The sequence below is a fragment of the Woeseia oceani genome, from assembly GCF_001677435.1.
Taxonomy (GTDB): Bacteria; Pseudomonadota; Gammaproteobacteria; order Steroidobacterales; family Woeseiaceae; genus Woeseia; species Woeseia oceani.
This window is the reverse complement of record NZ_CP016268.1, coordinates 3215813-3238117: the sequence shown is the minus strand read 5'-3', so window position 1 is coordinate 3238117 and position 22305 is coordinate 3215813. Positions and strand designations below refer to the sequence as shown.

General features: G+C 57.2%; 15 protein-coding genes and 1 tRNA gene. 12 read left to right on the top strand and 4 right to left on the bottom strand.

What is annotated here, in order from left to right:
• Nucleotides 1–8: 8 nt before the first annotated feature.
• A complete protein-coding gene (locus tag BA177_RS14625; RefSeq protein ID WP_068617401.1) occupies nucleotides 9–2501 on the bottom strand; it encodes a LamG domain-containing protein in 2493 nt (830 codons plus the stop codon).
• Nucleotides 2502–2512: 11 nt separating this feature from the next.
• Complete coding sequence (locus tag BA177_RS14620; protein ID WP_068619449.1) at nucleotides 2513–3691, bottom strand: hypothetical protein; 1179 nt, start codon at nucleotides 3689–3691, stop codon at nucleotides 2513–2515.
• Nucleotides 3692–4603: 912 nt separating this feature from the next.
• Between BA177_RS14620 and BA177_RS18805 the strand changes: the two genes are divergently transcribed.
• From BA177_RS18805 to BA177_RS14560, 12 genes are all read left to right on the top strand, one after another.
• Nucleotides 4604–7294, top strand: coding sequence for an HzsA-related protein (locus BA177_RS18805; protein ID WP_197493087.1), 2691 nt, complete (start codon nucleotides 4604–4606; stop codon nucleotides 7292–7294).
• Complete coding sequence (locus BA177_RS14610) at nucleotides 7245–8039, top strand: SH3 domain-containing protein (RefSeq protein ID WP_068617399.1); 795 nt, start codon at nucleotides 7245–7247, stop codon at nucleotides 8037–8039. The genes BA177_RS18805 and BA177_RS14610 overlap by 50 nt, the downstream gene beginning before the upstream one ends.
• Nucleotides 8009–8686 (top strand): outer membrane beta-barrel domain-containing protein, encoded by a 678-nt coding sequence (locus BA177_RS14605; RefSeq protein WP_068617397.1) that lies wholly within the window; start codon nucleotides 8009–8011, stop codon nucleotides 8684–8686. The genes BA177_RS14610 and BA177_RS14605 overlap by 31 nt, the downstream gene beginning before the upstream one ends.
• Nucleotides 8687–8740: 54 nt before the next feature.
• Nucleotides 8741–8977, top strand: a complete 237-nt coding sequence (locus BA177_RS14600) for a DUF4266 domain-containing protein (RefSeq protein WP_068617395.1) — start codon at nucleotides 8741–8743, stop codon at nucleotides 8975–8977.
• 8 nt (nucleotides 8978–8985) lie between these two features.
• Complete coding sequence (locus tag BA177_RS14595) at nucleotides 8986–10113, top strand: DUF3570 domain-containing protein (protein ID WP_068617393.1); 1128 nt, start codon at nucleotides 8986–8988, stop codon at nucleotides 10111–10113.
• 83 nt (nucleotides 10114–10196) lie between these two features.
• Nucleotides 10197–10640: an MOSC domain-containing protein gene (locus BA177_RS14590; protein WP_068617391.1), complete on the top strand. Its 444-nt coding sequence runs from the start codon at nucleotides 10197–10199 to the stop codon at nucleotides 10638–10640.
• Nucleotides 10641–10652: 12 nt separating this feature from the next.
• Nucleotides 10653–11210, top strand: a complete 558-nt coding sequence (locus BA177_RS14585; RefSeq protein ID WP_068617389.1) for a LemA family protein — start codon at nucleotides 10653–10655, stop codon at nucleotides 11208–11210.
• A complete protein-coding gene (locus BA177_RS14580; RefSeq protein WP_068617387.1) occupies nucleotides 11207–12901 on the top strand; it encodes a DUF2207 domain-containing protein in 1695 nt (564 codons plus the stop codon). Before BA177_RS14585 ends, BA177_RS14580 begins: the two co-directional genes overlap by 4 nt.
• Before the next feature lie 79 nt (nucleotides 12902–12980).
• Nucleotides 12981–13610 (top strand): rhomboid family intramembrane serine protease, encoded by a 630-nt coding sequence (locus BA177_RS14575; protein ID WP_068619445.1) that lies wholly within the window; start codon nucleotides 12981–12983, stop codon nucleotides 13608–13610.
• 41 nt (nucleotides 13611–13651) lie between these two features.
• Nucleotides 13652–14260 carry a LysE family translocator gene (locus tag BA177_RS14570; protein ID WP_082990137.1) on the top strand — a complete coding sequence of 203 codons (609 nt, stop codon included), beginning with the start codon at nucleotides 13652–13654 and terminating at the stop codon, nucleotides 14258–14260.
• Between the two features lie 75 nt (nucleotides 14261–14335).
• Complete coding sequence (locus tag BA177_RS14565) at nucleotides 14336–15880, top strand: TldD/PmbA family protein (RefSeq protein WP_068617383.1); 1545 nt, start codon at nucleotides 14336–14338, stop codon at nucleotides 15878–15880.
• A gap of 408 nt (nucleotides 15881–16288) precedes the next feature.
• Nucleotides 16289–20167 carry an EAL domain-containing protein gene (locus tag BA177_RS14560; protein WP_068617382.1) on the top strand — a complete coding sequence of 1293 codons (3879 nt, stop codon included), beginning with the start codon at nucleotides 16289–16291 and terminating at the stop codon, nucleotides 20165–20167.
• An 83-nt stretch (nucleotides 20168–20250) separates the two neighbouring features.
• Here BA177_RS14560 and BA177_RS14555 read toward each other — a convergent pair.
• Nucleotides 20251–20327: transfer RNA gene (locus BA177_RS14555), tRNA-Ile, on the bottom strand.
• A gap of 80 nt (nucleotides 20328–20407) precedes the next feature.
• Nucleotides 20408–22240: an RNA polymerase sigma factor RpoD gene (rpoD, locus tag BA177_RS14550; protein ID WP_231892456.1), complete on the bottom strand. Its 1833-nt coding sequence runs from the start codon at nucleotides 22238–22240 to the stop codon at nucleotides 20408–20410.
• Nucleotides 22241–22305: the final 65 nt, after the last annotated feature.

Here is a 22305-nt window from a genome sequence, read left to right as displayed (position 1 = left end):
GTCCTTGTTTACTGCACTACGGTGACGGCGCTACCGAGCACCGCCGCACATACGCCTTTCGCAATTGCGCGCGTATTGGGGTTGTCTGCACTGACTAACAGCCGGTCGACCAGGTTATTGGGCCGCGTACCGTCAGACGTTACGTAACCGAGTTCATCGCGAACGGTTGTGAAATCGGGTTGCGTCTGTATACCGATGCCCATGATCCGGTCGATCAGCGGATCGATAATCAGGTTCCGGTTCGCGCTACTGTAAGCAGCTGCCGGGCTCTGGTTGAAATCAAAGCCAGGGAAGTATGCGGCAGCGCCGGGACCTTCGACCAGGGCGTTGCAATACTCAATCGCGAGCTGTGCAACGGCAACCTGATGAGACGACAGGAACGTTTGCACGTTCGGGATCGCCGGCAACGACTGGCGGAGACTCTGGAACGTCATGTCCACGGAGGTGGTGGTTGGGTCAACGCCCGTAACCGTCGCCATCGTCATGTTGATTTCATCAAACGTACGTACGCCTATCCGCTCGGCGGCCACCAGGTCTTCCGGCGTAATGATCAACGGCGGTTCGGAGCTGCGGACATAGGTCTGGTCACCCAGCAAGTCGAAAGTGAGGAAGAACTCGTCGTCTTCCGGACCTTTCTCGAGTGGTATGACTGCGCCGAGTGGTGACAGTGGTTGGCCAAGTTCACCAAACTCCGCTGCGCTGAGCGTCACATCGAGATTCGAATACGCTTGTCCGACGTGCGCTTCTTCACCGTTGATGCCAATGCGCAAGCCCTGCAAGGCAATGCCTTCCGGTTGCTGCGCACTGTCCAGCGTGATGAAGCTCGGCTGGTTGAACAAATAGCCGTAGGAGTCGTACTGCGAAACCTCGAACAGGATGTAGCTGCTGGGCACGTCAATAATGTCGGCGATGCTGAACAGCAGGAAGAATTTTTCACCAACGCCGACATCAAAGTTTTGCACAATCTGGCTGGGCGTCAGTGTGCGGTTGTGGATAGCTACCATCCGCAATGTGCCTTGCCACAGGCCGCTGTTGGACACCTCATTGCCGAGCACGAAGGCGAATGTGTCTTGCCAGTCAACGAGCGAACCCGATGGAACCGGGTCGGTCTGTGAGACCAGCTCGCCGTTCACATAGATGCTGCGGCCATCAACTGCGCTGTAGTTGGCGACGACGTGTTGCAGCGATGCCTGCAGAACTTCGTCGGCGGATGGCGTCGACAATGCGGGCATGCCGTTCAGGCTGGTTTCCGTACTACGGTGCTGGAAATTGTAGTCGTACAACGTCTGCTGCAGTGTGAAATTGCGTGCATCGTCTCCGGCGGAGTAGCTGATGATGCGGGCCATCTCCTGGGTGACGTTGGCCGGCACGATCCACGCTTCTATAGAGTACTCGCCCGTGCCCTTGATGAGGTCATGGAGTTTCTTGCTGGCAGCCGTTGAGCCCTGAGCTTTGCCATCGTTGATGGTGATGCCCCAGCCACCGAACCAGGTGACGTCGCCGGACAGTGTCAGGTCTATGGCCGGCTCGACACCACTGGTGTCAAACGCTGTTGTGCCGCTGCCGGTCTTGAACTCCCACAATGCAATCTGATTGTTCTCGAAACGGTTGCCGCCTGATGCGACCGTACCGTCGACGATGCGCAATGCCTTGCTGTTGACCAGTGCCGGGTCCAGTTCAGTGACTGGTACCGTGTCAGCGAATGCCTGAATTGCAGCCTGCATTTCACTTGCGGACGCGGCACAGCCTACGTCCCAGCAATTATGGAATTCACTACCCAGACGAACGACAAAACGTGACGATGACGGATCGTCCAGGTCCATTCGTGAGCGCGCCGCGTCGAATGCTGTAACGGCATCGGCTTCCGCGAAGTACGGTTGCTGTGATGTCGGGGCTTGCGAAGTATGACAGCCGGCGCAGTAAACGGTCAGAATCGGTGCGTGCACCAGGTTCTCAAAGTCCTGCACAGTGGCGTTCGCAAAGTTCTTGCTGGAGCCCGGTTCGGATTCCGGCGGTGGGTCGAGCTGAATCTGGCGGCCACCAGTGTCGCCTTCGCCAACCCAGTTTTCGATCCAGGTCGTCATGATGTCGCCACAGGCCTGCGGATCCGACAGCCAGCAGTTGTGACCGCCGCCTACTTTGCTGACCAGCCTGGAGTTCGACGGCTGCGACAGATCGACAACGCTGTTGGCGGCCTCGTAAGCCAGATTGACGTCATCATGCCGCGCAAACATCGGATTCTGATTCACCGATTCGTTGTGGCAAGCACCGCAACGATTGCTGGCCTGAACGTTGTCCCAAACGTTCAGTTTGAATGCCTGGATATCGTCGGTAGCCGGCGGTGGTCCCTGATAGCTGGACGGCGGTGTCACGCCGGTGACCGGATTCTCGGTCGTTGCCGCACCACCGCCACAAGCGGCGATGACGAAGATGGCTGCGGCCGCGGTGACTGCGTTGCGCAGGGCTGAGTAAGGGGTAGCCGTATGTAGTACCTGTTTCATGGTCTGCCTCCTCACTGGCCCATGCAGTAGACGGCCGCTTCTGCGAACGTCTGCTTCATGCGATAGCCGGTCTTGAAAGAGGTGACCATCTGCGAGACCTGGGCTCGGTCGGCGGCATCCTCCGGATCGCGCAAACACACTGCGCGGAATACTTTTTTCACCTGGCAACTGGCGAATGCGTCGCTATTGGCGAGTTCTTCGCCCATCGACTTGGCACCATTGCCACTGCCTGGTAGTGCGTTGTCCCAGCCAAGGAACTGGTTTTGCCCCTCACGCCAGTAGTTTTCCCAGGAGTCGTCCGGTGTACGGAAACCAAACGGGAAATTGTCTTCATTGTTGAAGTACTTCGGTTGAACCGTGCCGGGCGTGTATTCGATGCTCCCGGTGGCTTCATTGAAGTTGTAATACGCGAAGGCCTGCGCCATCGGATCCATACCGGTATGACAGCCAATGCAGTTGTTCAGGAAGAGACGGCTGTCGCCGCCAGGGCTGCGACTGACGTCCTGGCGAATTCTGTCGGGCGACAGGCGCGTATCGTGTACCTGTTCCATGTCGTTGCACATGTGGTTGAGCATCGTGAAGCGGAACATCGCGCGATTGGTGCCCGCGACGAAAAAGGCTTCGGCGGCGGCACGGGTGGTGAATATGCCTGCGGTTGCTTCCGGCGGCAGTCCGCCAGGGACGGCTGATTGTGCGGTTGCGACCAGACCCGTCTGCATATCCAGGCCGTTACGCTCAAGTTGCTCGTAATGATCGTTATTCGTCATTGAGTAGGGCGGCAGACCCAGTGACGGTGCGCCGACGTAAAGCAAATCCGCGGACAACAGGGTGTTGAACGGTACATCGTCGCGAATCATGCCAACGACCGTTGCGATGTAGTCATTCAGCGGCACGAACACGTTGCTTTCACGATTGGTCCAGGGCGCCGCAAAGTTCTTCAACGTGACGTTGTAGAAGTTTGGGTTGGACATGGCCGTGTAAGCGGCTGTTATCGGGTTGGCGGTAACCTCCGCTTCCATCTGCGAAAGCACTGCTTCGGTTGGCGGTACGCCAGCAATGCGATCGTGAATGCGCTTGGCCTGTTCGCGCGGTCCGGCGTCGGCAATGCTCGCCATGCCTATGCAGATGGCTGCAAGCGGCAGGATGCGCAGCACTGCGCCAGTGAAGGATTTACGATTTCGGGTCGACATCCTGTTGTCCATAGTCATTCCATTTTCAGATGCTTGATCAGCGGTAGTGAGCGCGCCGGTAGTCGTTAGTGCTTTTCCCGCATTCCATGGCGACACTGTTCTTGTACGTTCGGGTCGACCCACAGTCTTAGCGGCAAAACTATGCAGCAAGTTCACACTGGTCACCGTGAATGCATTCACAAAGCCGGTGTTTGGCATGAACGTCCAAACCGTTCCGTGCACGTATCGGTATAAAGCAAAGCAATTGCTGTGCCAGCCTGTGGTGCTTACCTGCCAAAGGTCGAAAAGAGCTTTTAAAACAATAAGAAAGGAGTGGTCTTGCGCTCGCCCGGAGGGCCGCGATATGTCAAGCGCTTGTCGGCGGGTCCGTACAGCTAATCCCGGCTTTGTAGCCAAGTGGCTGATTTTACTGGCACGCCAGACTGTCGCCGTAAGGAGACAGAGTGACAGTTACGGACAACGATCCGAAACCCTTTGCGAGAATTTCAGCTCTCGTCCATTGATCTGACAACGGCTCATCAGCCACGCAATGAATCGTTAATCGAAGATGCGCGCACGAATTGTTCTGCGTGATGTGATCTTCGTCAAATTGCGCGTCTGCAAAATTTGACATTGCGTACTGTCGTGCTTTCGAGACATTACTTTGCGCGTAGTCGGTCTCTTATACTGCAGCGCGTACGTTTTGCGTGCGTAGTAAATACGACCTGGTGTGAACAAACCTAAATCCGCGACAAACACCGACAGATTGTGATCGCGTTAACGGTATGCGAGTTGCGCCACGTCCACTATGAATCGTTGAAGTTGTGCACGCTCCAGATTGATTTCTGGCAATCAGGGAAGGACGCCTGAATTGCCGCTTGCGTGTACGACTTGTGGACATTGTCATTTCGACGGATGTCCGAGGTAACTGAGATGACTACTGACTTGCGATCGACAGGGACGACAATCAAGACGGGTGGACTTAGGTTCGCCGCGTCATTGCTTACTGTGGCTGCATTGAGTGCATGCGGTGGCGGTGATGGTGTCAGTATTGGCTCTGGTCAGGACGCGGACCCGGTCGTAATCGATTTTCCAATTGCGTATATCCGTGCGCCGCTTGCCGTGGACAATCAAGGCGAGTTTCAGCCGTCCGACGCGCGCGAGCTCATCACTTTTAATTTTGGCGCGGATCTGTTTGTTCGTGATCGCGCTTCTCCCAGTGCGCTGGCGGTCAATGTCACTGAACGTGAAACCAACGGTCTGGGTGCCGTTCGCGACGTTGAAATTTCCTACGATGGAACGCGCTTGTTGTTCGCCTTGCGCAGCCCTGTTGATCTGAACCTGGCGCTCGATGATGAAGATCAGCCGACCTGGAATATCTGGGAGTATGAAATAGCAACGGATACCCTGCGTCGGGTGATTGCGTCTGACCTGAGCGCGGAAATTGGTCATGATTTGGCGCCGCACTATCTGCCCGATGGTCGCATTATCTTCTCTTCGACCAGGCAGCTGCGATCCAACGCGGTCCTGCTGGACGAGGGTAAGCCGCAATTTGCGGCGCAAGACGAGGATCAGAACGAAGACGCGTTCGTGCTGCACGTAATGAATGACGATGGCACGAACATTGAGCAGGTGTCGTACAACCAGAGTCACGATATCGACGCGACCGTTATCTCCAGCGGACAGGTTGTATTCAGCCGCTGGGATAATGCCGCGGCGAACAATGCGATCAATCTGTACCGCATGAACCCGGACGGTTCGAATCTCGAGCTGCTGTACGGGCAGCACAGTCATGCCACCGGCACCAACGGTCAGGTCATTCAATTTCTCAAGCCGCGCGAACTGGAAGATGGCCGGATGATGACACTGGTGCGGCCGTTTACCGATACGGACGATGGCGGCGACATCGTGATTATCGATACCCCCGTCTACATTGAAAACACCCAGGCGAATCTTGATAACGTCGGCTTGACCGGGCCGGCGCAGACGACGGCAACGGTGAACTCGGTAGTAACCGAAGTGAATCAACCGTCACCGGGTGGACGTTACCAGTCGATGTATCCGGTGCAGGATGGCACCGGGCGCATACTGTTGAGCTGGAGTCAGTGCCGGTTAACGGACATCACGCCACCGCCTGTGGGCGAGTTACCGGTCATTTACCCGTGTACGGATGAGAACCTTGCCGATACCAGTTTGCAGGAAGCGGATCCGGCTTACGGCATCTGGATGTACGACCCGCGCGACCAGACTCAATTGCCGGTCGTGCCGCCGGAAGATGGTTTTTCCTACACCGAGGTCGTTTCGGCTGACCCGCGAACGCTGCCGCCGGTCATTCTGGACAGCGAAAACAGATTTGATGCCGATCCGGACCTGGTTGCTGAAGGCGCGGGCGTCATCAACATACGCAGCGTTTATGACTTCGACGGTGGTGCCGTCGCGAACATTGCGGCACTGGCTGATCCGGCGCAAACGCTGGCGACCGATCGGCCAGCACGGTTCTTGCGCATCGTCAAAGCCGTGTCATTGCCGAACGACGATATTGTTGATCTGGACAACACCGCCTTCGGTCGCAGCCGGGCACAAGGCATGAAAGAAATCGTTGGCTATGCGCCGGTAGAACCGGATGGTTCAGTCATGGTCAAGGTGCCCGCCAATGTAGCGTTCGGCGTCAGCGTACTGGACGAAGACGGTCATCGAATAACGTCGCGTCACCAGAACTGGATGCAGGTACGTCCGGGCCAGGTGCTTGAGTGCAATGGTTGTCACGTGCCACAGAGTGGTCTGTCGCACGGCCGCAGTGATGCGTTTCCGTCGGCATGGGCCGGTGCGCCAGTCGCGGGTGTTTCTTACCCCAATACCCGTGCGGAATGGTTTGTCGGTGAGGTCGGTGAGACGATGGCAGAAATTCGTGCGCGCATCACTTGCGCGACCGATTGTGCCTCTATCGAGCCGTCGATGGATCTTGAATACGAGGACGTGTGGACCGATGAGGTCGCGGCGGGGCGGACTGCTGACGCCAGTTTCAGCTACGCCTATGCGGATTTGACGACTACTCCACCCACAAGTCTGAACTGCATAACGCAGCCGTGGGCCTCGAATTGCCGAATCGTCATTAATTACGAAACTCACATACACCCTTTGTGGTCTGCCGCACGACCGGTTTTGGATGACATGGGCAATCCGGTGCTCGATGGCGCAGGCATGCCAATGAGCAATGATTGCACCAACTGCCATACGCCGCTGGATGATCAGAATATGCCGAGAGTCCCTGCTGGGCAGCTGGATCTCGCCGATGGTTTGTCACCGGATGAGCCGGATCATTTCAATTCGTACCGGGAATTGCTGTTTCCCGATAACGAACAAGAGCTTAATATGGGTGCGGTACAGGATAGACTGGTCGAGGCCGGCTTTGATGATGATGGGAATCCCATACTCGTGACGGTCAATGTCAATCCTTCAATGAATGTAGCGGGCGCGAATGCGTCCAGCCGGTTCTTCAGCCGGTTTGAGGCCGGGCAGAGTCACGATGGTTATCTGTCCGATGCGGAAAAACGATTGCTTGCGGAATGGCTGGATGTCGGAGCGCAGTACTACAACAATCCCTTCGACGTCCCTCAAAATTAAGCCGTATCTCGCAGCGCTCCTGCTCAGCTTCCTGAGCCTGGCTGCCGAACTACCGCTTGCTGAGGCCGCCGAAGTTGATGCCACTGTCACAGTGGCCGACCCCTATCTGGAAATGCATACGGGGCCGGGCCGCGGCTACCCGATATTCCACATCGCTGAACGTGGCGAGTCAGTGAGTATTCTGAAGCGCCGTACTGACTGGTTCCTGGTGCGTATGCCGAACGACACCGAAGGCTGGGTGCATCGCGACCAGATGGAGCGCACGCTGCAACCGTCAGGTTCGAACATCGAGTTTGCGGAAGCGGACCAAAGCGATTTTACGGATTCTCGCTGGGAAGCGGGTTTGCTGGCTGGTGACTTTGGCGGGGCGAACGTTATCTCGGTCTACGGTGGCTATTCGCTGAATCGTCACCTTGGCGTGGAGCTGTGGGGTTCGCAGATTCTCGGCAACGTTTCCAATGGCTGGGCGGGCAGTATCAACGTTATTCACGAGACCTGGCCGGACTGGCGCATATCGCCGTTTTTTACACTCGGAACCGGTGTGATTCACACGGCGCCGAAATCAACGATCGTGCAAGGCGAAGACCGAACGGACCAGGCAGCACATGCAGGCGCCGGTTTTCGCATTTATACAACGCGCCGCTTCATGCTTCGTGCGGAGTACAAGAGCTACGTGGTGTTCACAAGTCGTGACGACAACGAGGAAGTGGAAGAATGGAAAGTCGGATTCGCGTTCTTTTTCTGATCGTGCTGATGATCAGCATGAGCGGCTGCGCGGCGACGCGCAATCTGTTTGGCATGGGGCCGCAAACGGCACCGCCGCCCGCGGAAGATCCGGGCCAGGTCATTGAGCCCGAGGTAGAGCGGCGGGAGATTCGGGAAGCGGACATCGATACCGAAGACTTCGAGGTCGGTGCCTACGTCGGCATCATGAGCGTCGAAGACTTCGAATCCAACGTGGTCTACGGCGCGCGCATCGCCTATCACGTTACCGAGGGATTTTTCGTCGAAGGTACCGTTGGCCAGACGGACACCGGCCTGACCAGCTTTGAACGCCTGAGTGGCGGCGCACCGCTGCTGTCTGACAGTGAGCGGCGCTTTACCTATTACAACCTGAACCTCGGCTACAACATATTGCCCGGCGAAGCCTTTGTCGGCGAACGCCGTGCGTACAACAGCAACCTGTACCTGATCGCCGGGCTGGGATCGACACGCTTTGCCGGCGACGACCGGTTTACCGTGAACTTCGGCGCAGGCTACCGTTTTCTGTTGACCGACATGCTGGCCATACACCTCGATGTGCGTGATCACTTGTTCGATATCGACTTGCTGGGTGAAGAAAAGACCGTGCACAACCTCGAAGGGCACCTCGGACTGACGGTGTTCTTCTGATACAGGGTTCACAGTCCGGCCGGTATTGGCCGGGCTAAGCTTGGGAAAATGAGTATGTACACCTTACAAACTGGCCGTGTGGTACTGGGATTGTTGCTGATGGTTGCCGCGAGTGGCTGCAGCAGCATCGAGCCGTGGGTGAAACCCTACGAGCGCGACCGGCTGGCCGATCCGATCATGTTCCTTGATGCCAACCCGGTTTCAAGCGCCTACATTCAGCATGTCTACGAAGCGCGCGAAGGCGCACGCGGCGGCGAAGGCGCGGCCGGCGGCGGCTGCGGCTGCAACTGAGCCATCCAATGCGGCATTTCCGACTCTTCGCGATCCTGCTGACTGTTGTCGTTTCGACAGCGCAGGCCGGTGTCTTGCCGGAGGATCGCAGTGATATCCTCTATCATCTGTATGACGGCGGTGGTGTGCAGATTGACGGGCCTTCATTGCTCATGCGCAAGCAAGTGGGCAAGAACGTCTCCGTCGTCGGCAATTACTACGTCGACATGGTCAGCTCCGCATCTATTGATGTGGTAACAACTGCGAGTCCGTATACCGAAGAGCGCGAGCAGTGGTCTCTCGGTATGGACTATCTGCGCGGCAACACCACGATGACCCTCGGCTTCACCAGCAGTGTGGAAAGCGATTTCGACGCCAAGACCTGGGGGTTGAGTGTCAGCCAGGACATGTTCGGTGATCTCACAACGTTAACCTTGAGCTACGCACTGGGTAACGACGTGGTGGGTCGTTCCGACGATCTTGAGTTCGCACGTGACAATACCCGTCAGCATTACGGTATAGGCCTCACGCAGATTCTGACCCGCAATCTGATTACCGCGCTGAACATCGAAACCATCACTGACGAAGGCTTCTTGAACAATCCTTACCGCTCGGTTCGTTATGCGGACTCAGCCAGCGCAACCGGCTACAGTTTCGAGCCGGAACTGTACCCGGCAACCCGGACCAGCAATGCGGTCGGTTTACGGGCTCGTTATTACCTGCCGTACCGGGCGGCGATTCAGGGCGAGTACCGGTACTTTACGGACACCTGGGATATCAACTCGCATACTGCGGCGATTTCCTACACGCACCCGATCGGGCCGTGGACGTTCGAAGCGAAATACCGCTGGCACGACCAGACCGGAGCTGCTTTCTACAACGACCTGTTTCCGCGTTCAGAAGCGACCAACTTCCGCGCGCGGGACAAGGAGCTCAGTCCGCTGACCAGCAATACGCTGACTCTGGCGGCCAGTTACGAGTTCCTGAGCCGTGGCTGGCGTTTCATCGACAAGGGTTCGGTAAACGTGTCGCTGGATATTCTGTCGGTCGATTACCACGATTTCGCGGACCTGCGCGGCGATGCTGTGGTGGGTAGCGAGCCGCTGTACCAGCTGGATGCCGACATCATTCAGGTCTATTTCTCCTTCTGGTACTGAGCCACTGAGCCCGGGGATCAGTCCCCTGTGTGCTCCAAAATTCCGTACAATGCTTCGCTACTGGGAGTCGGTCAGGAGGCCAAATGGGTAGCGTTGCAGGTATTGCACGGCGTGATGCCAAACGAGCACCCATGCAGTTGCTCGACTCGGCAACGATTACCACGGCGGGCGGGGTCGCGGACGACTTCAGAGGCCGCCCCGGAAAGCGCCAGGTTACCCTGCTTTCGGCCGATGCCTGGCGTCGTGTTTGCGCCGATCTCGGGCGTGAACTGGCATGGACCACGCGGCGTTCGAACCTCCTCATAGAAGGCCTGCCGTTGCCAAAATGCACTGGCGATATCATCCGCATAGGCGAAGTTCGCCTGCGGATAACCATGGAAGTCGATCCCTGCTCACGAATGGAGGAGCAATGCGCGGGCCTGCAGGCGGCATTGTCCCCCGACTGGCGCGGAGGGGTTGCCTGCACAGTGCTGGCCGGCGGCCATATCCGGCTTGGTGACAGCGTTGTCCTCGACGTATCCGGCTAGCGGCCTGACCTGATGGAAGTGATTGTCCTGGTTCTCATAGCACTCGCTGTCGCCGTTGCGGTTCTGTACAACCGCTTGGTGCGGGATCGGAACCGGGTTGATGCGGGCTGGAGTGACATTGATGTCCAGTTGCAGCGACGCCATGATCTGGTGCCGCAACTGGTCGAGGCGGTCAAACATTACGCTGCGTACGAGCGTGCCACGCTGGAATCTGTAACCGCTTTACGCGACAGCGCCAGGAGTGAAGCCGGTATCAATGAGCGCGGCGCCATCGAAGAGCAGCTCGCTCGGCAAATCGATAGCATTCTGCTGCTGGCAGAGGACTACCCGGACCTCAAAGCCAGTCAGAGTTTCGCAAAATTGCAGGCGCAACTGGTAGAGACGGAAAACTATCTGCAGTTCGCTCGTCGTTACTATAACGGTGCTGTGCGTGCCTTGAACACGCGTGTTGAATCGGTGCCGCACAATGTCATAGCGGCGGTTTTTGGTTTTGGCCAGCGAGAATACTTTCAAAAATCGTCGGACGATGTAGCCAACGTGCCTTTGGTTAACCTGGGCAGTATTGAATGAAACACTGGTTGTGGCTGTGCTTGTGCCTGCCGATGGTGGCACTCGCTGATGAACGAATCCTGGACTTCAGCGTCGATATCCTCGTGCGTCAGGACGCCACGCTTGAGGTGGTTGAGACGATCACGGTGCGTGCGGCAGCCAATCAGATTCAGCGCGGTATTTATCGCGATTTCCCGACTCGCTACACAGACCAGTATGGCAACAACGTTGTCGTGAACTATGAACCACTGAGTGTGTTGCGTGATGGTCGTGCAGACGGCATGCGCAGCGAGTCTTACGGCAACGGTGTGCGTACCTATTTCGGGCGTGCCGATGTGTTTCTCGAGCCCGGCAACTATACCTATACATTTCGCTACACGGCCGAGCGGATGTTGGGTTTTTTCGCTGACTACGATGAGCTCTACTGGAACGTAACCGGTCTTGGATGGGCTTTTCCGGTCGATCGTGCCGCCGCTACGGTGCGTTTCGCGTTCGAGGTCGATGCCGCTGATATCGGAACTGATGCCTGGACGGGACAGCAAGGGGCAACTGACCAAGCCTATACATCCAGCAAAGCGGACAGTCGGGCGGATTTCTCGACCAGCCGCCCTTTGCCGGCGGGCGCGGGCCTGACCATCGCTGTCAATTGGCCAAAAGGCCTGGTAGCGGCGCCTGATCGCCAACAGAAGCTGGTCTGGCTGGTTCGCGACAACCGGGACGTGCTGTTCGCGTTAGCCGGTTTCCTGGCGCTGCTCCTTTACTACGTTCCGGTCTGGTATTCCTTCGGCCGAGATCCACAGCCCGGCGTCACGTTCACCCGCTATGAACCGCCAGCGGGCTTTTCGCCAGCGTCATTGCGCTATATCCGTCGCATGGGCTACGACAGCAAGGTATTCACTGCGGCGGTTCTGAACCTCGCTGTAAAAGGTTATCTGACCATCGTCAATGCCGACGACGAGTACACGCTCAAAAAAGTGGTATCGCGAAAGGCGCGGTTGCCACTTGCCAAAGGCGAGGCAGAATTGCTTGAGGCTTTATTCGCCAGCGCAACGAGCGTGGTATTAACGAATGCCAACCACCAGGTATTCAGTGCCGCGCAAAGCGCGCACAAAAAATCCCTGCGCAACGATTACCGCAACCGCCTGTTTCGGACCAACGGGCTGATGAATCTCCCGGCCGCCGTTCTCATTATTGCCACTATCGTTCTGGTATTCAGCGGAAGCAACGGTCCGAAACTGGCCGTGTTTGGGGTGCTCGCGCTGATGTTGGCCAGCGCTGCGCTGTTCGTCTATCTGCTGAAACGGCCGACCGGTATCGGCCGCAAAGTGCTTGATGAAACGGAAGGGTTTCGTGAGTACCTGGAAATCGCCGAGAAAGACGAGTTGCAGCTCCGCAATCCTCCGCGCAAGACGCCAGAGCTGTTCGAGTCGTTGCTGCCCTTCGCGTTGGCGCTGGGCGTTGAGCAGGCCTGGGCAGAGAAATTCAGTGGGGTTTTTGCGCGGCTGCAGCAGACTGATGGCACGTCGTATCGCCCTCTCTGGTACAGCGGCACCTGGAACAGCCTGAATCCGGGCCAGCCGGTTGCCGGTCTCGGCAAAAATTTCACCAGCGCCATCAGTTCATCCATGTCGCCGCCTGGTTCGTCATCCGGTAGCGGTGGTGGCGGCTTCTCCGGCGGCGGTGGTGGCGGTGGTGGTGGCGGCGGCTGGTAGCCACCTCGCGAACGAGTCTTATTAAAGCGTGTCGAACATAGTCGGCCGTACGTACGAGCAACAGAAGGAATACCCAGGTTTGACACAGCACGTTTATCAACGCCGTCCCGTTTACGACGACAGCAGCATTCCCACCGTCATTTTTGTATTGCTGGTATTGAACGGATTGGCGTTCGCGGCGCAACAGTATCAGGAGTCGCTGCTCCTCTACTATTTCGCACTGTGGCCCGTCGCATCAGTAATGCCTGAGTTCGAACCCTGGCAGTTGTTGAGTTACGGCTTCTTGCACGGCAGCCCAACCCACATTTTCTTCAATATGTTCGGCTTGTGGATGTTCGGTCGCGATATCGAGCGACTGCTCGGGCCGGCCCGCTTCCTTAGTTACTACCTGACCTGTGTTGTTGGTGCGGCCGCCATTCAGTTGTTGGTCGCGTCCTTGCAGGGCGGCGTTTATCCAACCGTCGGTGCATCTGGCGGTATATTCGGCCTGCTACTGGCCTATGCGATGTTCTTCCCCAACCGCATGGTCATGCTGCTGTTTCCTCCTATCCCGATGCGGGCGAAGTACTTCGTGTTGTTTTACGGGTTGATGGAACTCTACCTCGGGCTTAGTGGACGTTCACCCGGTGTTGCCAATTTTGCTCATCTGGGCGGCATGTTGTTCGGCTTCCTGTTACTGCAGTACTGGCGCGTCCAGCGTCGTCGCTGACGTGTTCTGTCAGGTTTGTCAGAAGTTGGGGGCTATTGGGTATGGATAATATTCTTGCGTTGGCATTGGCGAGTTTGCTCCTGGTCCTTGTGCCTGGCCCGAATGTCGCGTTCATTGTGGCAGTCAGCTTGCGATACGGCCGTCGTTTCGGCCTTGCGACCGTGCTTGGAACTACCTTGGGGCTGGCGGCACAACTGGGGATCGTCGTAGCGGGCTATACGGCGTTGATCGCGGTGGTGGCTGATGCGTTGTTCTGGGTCAAATGGATAGGGGTTGCGGTCCTGATTGGCATGGGCATCCGTGCACTCAGGCGTGCGGAAATGGGACCAGAACAGCCGCTACGGCCACTGCCGATACGGGTGGCGATGCTGCGTGGCGCGCTACTGGCGATTTCCAACCCGAAAACGCTGTTGTTCAATGCGGCGTTTCTGCCGCAATTTCTCCCGACCAGCGCTGAGCCAGGCTGGCAATTGCCGGGACTGGCTTTGTTGTACTTGCTGATCGTCGCTGTTGGCGATAGCGGCTGGGTGCTGCTGGCATCTGTTGCCAGACCCCTGCTGGTTCGTCTGGGCCGCTGGCAAGACCGAATAGCGGGCACCTTCCTGCTTGGTGCGGGCGGTCTGTTGGCGGCAAGCCGCAGCGGAAATTAGCTACGGGCGCTGTCACAATCAGGCGGCTGCCTGTGCCATCACACAGTCAAAACATGAATAATTTACGGAGATCCGATGAATAGAGCACGACGCCGGTTTGTTAGTCGCTTCGCCGCAGGCGGAACGATGCTCGGGCTAACGCCTTTTCTGGCGTCCTGCGGCGTATCGCCGTTGGCTTTCGATGTCGCCGAGGAACCGGTCAATCCGTTCCTGGACAGTTTTTCGATTGATGAAGCGCTGATCAGTCAGGTCATGCGCGAACTGACCCGCAAAGGAGCCGACTCCGCGGAGCTCTATTTTCAGCACAAACGCAGCAGCGTGCAGCAGCTGGCGGATGGCCGTGCGGCTACTCAGCAAATCACGGTCATGGCCGGAGTCGGTTTGCGGGTGGTCATCGGTGCGGAAAGTGGCTTCGCCTATACCGAAGAACTGACGCTCCCCGGCATGCTTGCGGCTGCGAAGGCGGCGGTATCTATGCTTGGCAGCGAGAGCCCCGCAGCAGCGATGCCGATCGAACGCTATCAATGGGTCGAGCCGGCAGCAATGTATGACCAGCATCTGGATACGGAGCTGGCCAACGCAGCAAGACTGCGGCAACGTCTGCAGAAAATAGACAACGCTGTCCGCGCCTCCGATCCGGCCATCAACGACGTGCAACTGCGCTGGAGCGATTCTGAGGAGCGGGTGTTGATAGCAACGCTCGATGGGCGTTTGTTAGCGGACCGGCGGCCATTGTCGCGACTTAGTGCGCAGGCGGTTGCGGAGCGGGGCGGGCAGGTTGTTTCCGGCTTCGCCAGCTTGTCAGCTCGTGCGGGCCTTGACTGGTACAACGATGAACGCCTCGCGGATCTGGGCGGACAGGCAAGTGAACGTACACTTGTCCAGTTTGACGCACGTCAGGCACCAACTGGCGAATTGCCAGTCATCCTTGCTGCAGGCAGCAGCGGGATTGTGTTGCACGAAGCGATTGGCCACAGCTTTGAAGCGGACTACGTGCAAAGCGGCGAGAGCCGCTATGCCGGCCAGCGCGGGGAAAAAGTGGCCGCGGACATCGTCAATATTGTCGATGAAGCGACGATCCCGTTCGCGCGCGGTGCATTGAGCGTCGACGACGAAGGGACTGTTTGCGGACGCACGCCACTCGTGGAGAACGGGCGGCTGAGCTCTCTTCTGCACGACTCCATCACAGCGCGCCAATTCTCCGTAGCCTCCACGGCATCGGCGCGTCGCGAATCATTCATGCACCAGCCTATGCCGCGTATGAGCTGCACGTTCATGGAGAACGGTCCGCACACGCGTGAAGAGATTATTGCATCCGTCGAGCGCGGCATCATCGCGGAAACTTTTACTGGCGGCCAGGTTCAGCCTGGTGGCGGCGATTTCCGGTTCAACGTCAAGAACGCATGGCTGGTGGAGGACGGCAAAATCACCATGCCGCTCAGGGACCTGCAAATTGCTGGCAACGGCCCCGATCTGCTGCAGGACATTTCGATGGTCGCTGACGACAGTCGGCTGGCGGCCGGTGGTTGGACTTGTGGCAAGCGCGGGCAACGCCTGCCGGTGTCGCTGGGCATGCCAACCGTGCTGGTGCCGAAGATGTCGGTTCAGCCAGAGGTCTGAAACCCTGGCCGGGCTGCAAGCCCGGTTCATCAGCATTGCATCAAGAATTCGGTGGCAGCGCCGATACAATCTGTAGATCGGGAGCCTTGTGCCGCTACCTGCCGTTATGAGCACGCCGTAGTTTCCAGGCACTGGCTTGGTTGTGCACAGCGCCGGGCGGCTATCAACAGCCTGTATGGGCGGGTGGATCCGTTGTGCCGTCAGTCGCGATGGACCAATGTGACGGGATTCCACTTTACATATCTCCAGATTTGGTAGACTCACCGACCGAAAACTGTATATGGGAATAATGGATACTGTTAACGCCAGCTTGCACGACTACCGGTATGGATTGGTGACGCGCCGGGCGTCATTACCAACCGGGCGGTATGCCTTACTGTGGCCGCTGTTCTGCACTGGAACCCGTCCGTGAGCCCGAAGGCCGTCGCCGCCGAGATCGCCCGATTGTCGGCAAGTTCGATTAGCCTGCCGTATCAGCCGCGGCCGCGTGAAATTCGTGCGCGTATCTCGCGCAACGCGGGCCAGATCATGATGATCGTTGGCGCGGTGGTCGTGTTTGGTTGGCTAAGCGGGATTCGGCCGATTACGCAATGGCTGCCCCAGTGGGCCACCATGAGCTTCAATACCGCGTTCTGCTTCCTGCTGCTCGGTATCACCTTTGTTCTCCCAGGGGGCATCAAGGACGCGCCAATGCCGCGCAGGATCGGTCGCGCCGCTGCGGCCGGCGCCGGCTTGCTGACCGTATTGAGTTTGCTCGATTATTTTTTCGAGCTCGGCATGGACACCAACCAGTGGTTCTTCACCTACGAAAAAAGTACCGATAGTCCCTACGTCGCACAAATGTCCGCCGCAACGTCCACCGGGCTGCTGCTGACTTCGATCGCGGCTTTGCTGATCAGCTGGCGCACCCGTGCGGGTCTGCGGCCTTCGTTGCTGTTGGGGGTCATTGTCGGCGCACTGGGTCTGATTGGTCTGATCGGTCATGTCTACGATGCCGAATCACTGTATGCCGTGCCGTTTTTTGCCGGCCTGTCGATTCATACCTCGCTGTTGCTTGCCGTGGCATCCATCGGGATCCTCGGTGTCCATCCCGATCAGGGGCCGTTGGGCGTACTGGCGGCCGATGGTCGCGGTAGCCGGCTGGCCCGTACTCTGCTGCCCTTCGGCATACTCGCACCGGTACTGATCGGCTGGGCCCGTCTGCAGGGCGAACGCGCGGGACTTTACGAACTGGAATTCGGGCTCGCCCTGTTTGCCACGGCCAGCGTACTCGCGTTTATTTCGATGATCTGGCTGACCGCCGCATCCATCAATCGCGAGGATATCCTGCGCAGGCGGGCCGATGAGGTAATGGAGCACGAAGCCATACGCCGCCGGATACTTTTCGAAAAGGCCAAAGACGGTATCCTCGTGCTCGACTCGCACCAGAACGTTGTGGAAGCGAACAGCAGTTTTGCTGAAATGATCGGATACCCGGCTGCCGCGGTCACGCAGTTGCATCCCTGGGACTGGATTGTCGACAGTCAAACACGTGAGCTGGTGGTTGCAGACTGGGTCACTCTCGCCAAAGATGGCGACACCTTCGAAGCCCAGTTGCGGAAGCGTGACGGCAGCATCATCGACGCGGAAGTGAGTTGCACCACAGCCCGGTTCGATGCACAGCAGTTTTTGTTTTTCGTCTGCAGGGACATTACCCAACGCAAACATTCACAACAGGCATTGCATGCGAGCGAGCAACGGTTTCGCCGTGCCCTCGCAAACATTCCTGACGTTGTTGTTATATACGACACGGATCTGCGGATTCAGTACATCAATAATGCAACCCGGGGGGTTACCGGTCATTCACCGGATTTCTTCGTTGGCAAGCGAGACGAAGAAGTGTTTCCGCCGGAGGTGTACGAAGCCTATATGCCGAGTTTGCGCAAGGCGTTTCTTACCAAGCAAATATGTGCGGTTGAAGTTGATGTGGATATACCAAAATTCGGTGCCCGCTCGCTGCGCATTACCTGTGTGCCGCTTATGGATCAGGATGGCGACGTGCGCGAGATTCTCGGCATCACACGAGACCTTACCGAACGCAAGCAAGCCGAAAGCACCATACGCGCAAGCGAGTTGAAGTTTCGCCAGCTTATCGAGCAGGCGGCGACTGGCATCGTGATCAGTAACCGAGAAGGCAAAGTAGAACTGGTCAACAGCCGTTGCTGCGACCTGCTTGGCTACCACGAGGAAGAGCTGTTGGGTCTTGACCGCGCAGTAATACTTGCGCCGTACGACGACAGTGCAACGATTGAAAATATTGACGAACTCCAACCGGGTGACGATATTCGTTTCGAACGCCGGTTGCGACGAAATGATGGAACGACTTTCCCGGCGGAAGTCAGCGTCAACATTCTGGAATCAGGAGCGCAACAGATTCTTTTCCAGGACATCACTATCCGCCATTTGCAGGAACAGAAGATTGCCCGCTTGAACCGAATTCAGGCCGTCATGGGTAACATCAATTCCGCCATTGTTCGCTTGCGCAACCGCACCGAGTTGTTGCAGGAGACTTGCCGGATTGCTGTAGACGACGGCCAGTTCTGCGTTGGTTGGGTAGGCGTAATCGAACCCGCTTCCAGTGTGCTGAGAATGATCGCCCAGTATGGCATTGGTCCTGAGAGTGGCGATTTGATGGGGCAGGAGGTTCAGTTGTTGCGCGAAGGGCCCAGCGAATTCGCGATTTCGCAGCAACAACCTGTCTTCGATAACGATATTGAGCGAACTGCCTCCATCAGTCCGCTGCGCAAGTGTGCTGTTGGCTACGGCGCACGCTCAGTTATTTCATTGCCGCTGGTCGTGGAGGGGGAGACGTTCGGTGTCATAGTTCTGTACGCAACTGAACGCGACTTTTTCGACGACGAAGAGTTGAATCTGCTGCGCGAACTGGCGCAAGACGTGTCGTTCGGACTGGAGTTCATCGCCAAAGAAGAACGCGTTGATTTTCTGGCCTCGTACGATGCCCTGACCGGACTGCCGAACCGAACACTGTTCTTCCACAAACTGTCCAGGCAATTGCAAGAGGCGTCCGAGCAAGGCAAGCGCACTATCTTGAGCGTGATCGATATCGACCGCTTTCGTTCAATCAACGAGACCTACGGCAGGTATGAAGGCGATGCGGTTATTGCCACCGTCGCGGAGCGCATTCATGCCGCTGTAGATGATCACGATACGGTTGCCCGAATCGGATCGAATACATTCGCGATTGCTGTGACCGGTAATTTTGATGCGGCGGATACAGGGCATCAGCTCGAAGAATTGAATCATTCGGTCTTTGATGAGGCTTTCAGACTGGGTGATGATGACGTACGAGTGACTGCGACAACCGGTGTCGCCGTGTTTCCGGAAGACGGCAGTTCACCGGAAGCCTTGCTCGGCAATGCCGAGGTTGCACTGCGAAACGCGAGGCACCGCAATATCCGCTTGCTCCTTTACAGCAAGGAAATGAACGAACGGGTTGCGGAGTCTTTGCGTCTGGAGAACCGCGTCAGGAGCGCCCTCGAGAACAACGAATTTTCGCTTTGGTACCAGCCGAAGGTCTGTGCGCACAGTGGCGCATTGCAGGGCCTGGAAGCCCTGATGCGCTGGACGGATAGCGAAACGGGCAAGATGGTGCCGCCCGATGTATTCATACCGGTGATGGAGCACACGGGCTTGATCGTGCAAGCCGGCAACTGGGCGCTGCGGCAGGTTGCGAGCGATTGTTTGCGCTGGCAAGAGCAGGGCGTATGTGCGCCTCGCGTGGCGGTCAACGTCTCCCCGATTCAACTGAATCAACCCGATCTGGTGGGCACCTTGATTGAAGCGCAGGTCGTCGCCAACGAAGCGGGCAGCGCAATCGACGTAGAGATCACCGAGAGTGTCATCATGGATGACGTTGACAGCATCATCCCCAAGTTGCGGACCCTGCACAGTGTCGGCACGAAGGTTTACGTGGATGATTTTGGTACCGGCTATTCGTCACTTTCCTACATTGCGAAGCTGCCGATCGATGCACTCAAGATAGACCGAAGCTTCGTTTCTGATCTTCGACCAGATTCCGAAGGGCTCGCAATAGTGAAGTCAATCATTTCGCTGGCTAAAGCGATGAAGCTGCAGGTTATCGCCGAAGGCGTTGAGACTGAGGAGCAGGTCGTGCTCTTGCGGGATCTGGACTGCGATGAGCTGCAGGGTTACCACCTCGGTCGTCCCCTGCCGCCCGATGAGACCTTGGAGGTTATTCGAACGTTGGGCGCGGTTACTGATAGCTGAGCAGCCAAGGGTGCAAACGCGCAATCAGCCCGCGGGCTCTGACAGCAAATGGGTTCCGGCCAGGTGTGCGCGCTGAGAATAAATGGTGGGCCCGGTAGGACTCGAACCTACGACCAAGGGATTATGAGTCCCCTGCTCTAACCAACTGAGCTACAGGCCCACGCGAAGGCGGGTATTCTAATGCAGAAATGCAATAGAAAGCAGCGGTCATTTTACTGACCGCTGCTGATGCGATTTTACCTAGTCTTCCAGCAGGAAGCTTCGCAATTGATCGGAGCGCGTCGGGTGCCGCAGCTTGCGCAACGCCTTCGCTTCGATCTGACGGATACGCTCGCGGGTCACGTCGAACTGCTTGCCGACTTCTTCCAGCGTGTGATCCGTGTTCATGTCGATACCGAAGCGCATGCGCAGGACTTTCGCTTCGCGTGGTGTCAGCCCTGCCAGCACCGAGTGCGTGGTTTCTTTCAGGCCTTCCGAGGTTGCCGAGTCAACTGGCGAATGCACGGTCTGGTCTTCAATGAAGTCACCCAGGTGCGAATCTTCGTCGTCGCCGATAGGGGTCTCCATCGAAATGGGTTCCTTGGCGATCTTGAGAACTTTGCGAACCTTGTCTTCCGGCATTTCCATGCGTTCGGCAAGTTCGTCCGGCAGCGGCTCGCGACCCATTTCCTGCAGCATCTGCCGCGAGATGCGGTTCAGCTTGTTGATCGTCTCGATCATGTGGACCGGGATGCGAATGGTGCGTGCCTGGTCAGCAATCGAGCGGGTGATGGCCTGACGAATCCACCAGGTTGCGTAGGTCGAGAACTTGTAACCACGGCGGTACTCGAATTTATCGACCGCTTTCATGAGGCCGATATTGCCCTCCTGGATCAAATCCAGGAACTGCAGTCCACGATTCGTGTACTTCTTCGCGATGGAAATCACCAGTCGCAGGTTGGCTTCAACCATTTCTTTCTTGGCGCGACGGGCTTTCGCCTCACCAATCGACATCTGCCGGTTGATCTCCTTGATCTCGGAAATCTTCAGGTTGGTCAGGGTTTCAACCGCGACCAGCTTGCGCTGCGCACGCAGCACGTCATCCTTCATCTTCGCCAGGCTGGACGAGTGCTTGCGCTTGGCACGGATATGCTTTTCGATCCAGTTCAGGTCAGTCTCGCTTTTCGGGAAGCTGGCCAGGAAGTCCTTCTTGGGCATGCCGCAGTCGCGGACACAGATCTGCATGACCTGCCGCTCCTGCATGCGCACGACCGAAACCGAGCTGCGCAGGTGTTTGACAAGCGCGTCGGTCAGTTTCGGCGCGAGCTTGAGTTCCATGATCTGGTCAGCCAGCTCAGTCCGAATCTTCGCGGTTTTCTTGTCTTTACTGCCTGTTTTCTCGAGCGCGGTAAGGACCCGCTTGAACAATTTGTCGATGTTCTTGAGGCGCGCAGCAACTTCTTCCGGATCGGGTCCGGTGTCGACAACTTCTTCCTCTTCATCGTCGTCATCGTCGTTATCAGACTTGGTTACCGGGGATTTGATCTCATCGGGTGCGTTGGGATCGATGAAGCCCACGACAAAGTCCTGCATGCGCGTGTCGCCAGCGGCGACCGCCTCGTACACCTGGATCAGGCGTTCGATGGTCGGCGGGAAATGCGCCATGTGGAATTTGACCTGATTGAGGCCGTCCTCGATGCGCTTGGCGATTTCGATTTCGCCTTGTCGCGTCAACAGCTCGACAGTGCCCATCTCACGCATGTACATGCGTACAGGGTCGGTCGTTCGACCGAATTCTGCGTCCACGCTGGCAAGCGCGGCCTCCGCTTCTTCGGCAACGTCTTCGTCATTCGACACGGCTGCATCAGACAGCAGCAGCTCTTCGGCATCAGGCGCTTTTTCATGCACCGCGATACCCATGTCATTGATCATGTTGACGATATCTTCAATCTGTTCAGGATCGACGATGTCATTGGGGAGGTGATCATTCACCTCGGCATAGGTCAGGTAACCCTGCTCCTTGCCGCGGGCAATGAGATCCTTCAACTGTTGAGCCTGTTTATTGCCCGGAACCACTGCGCGTTTCTCGCTCAAAACGGGATGACCTCTAGAAAAATGCAAACGACCAAGTATAGTCTTTAGACCGGCTCTAGGCCAGA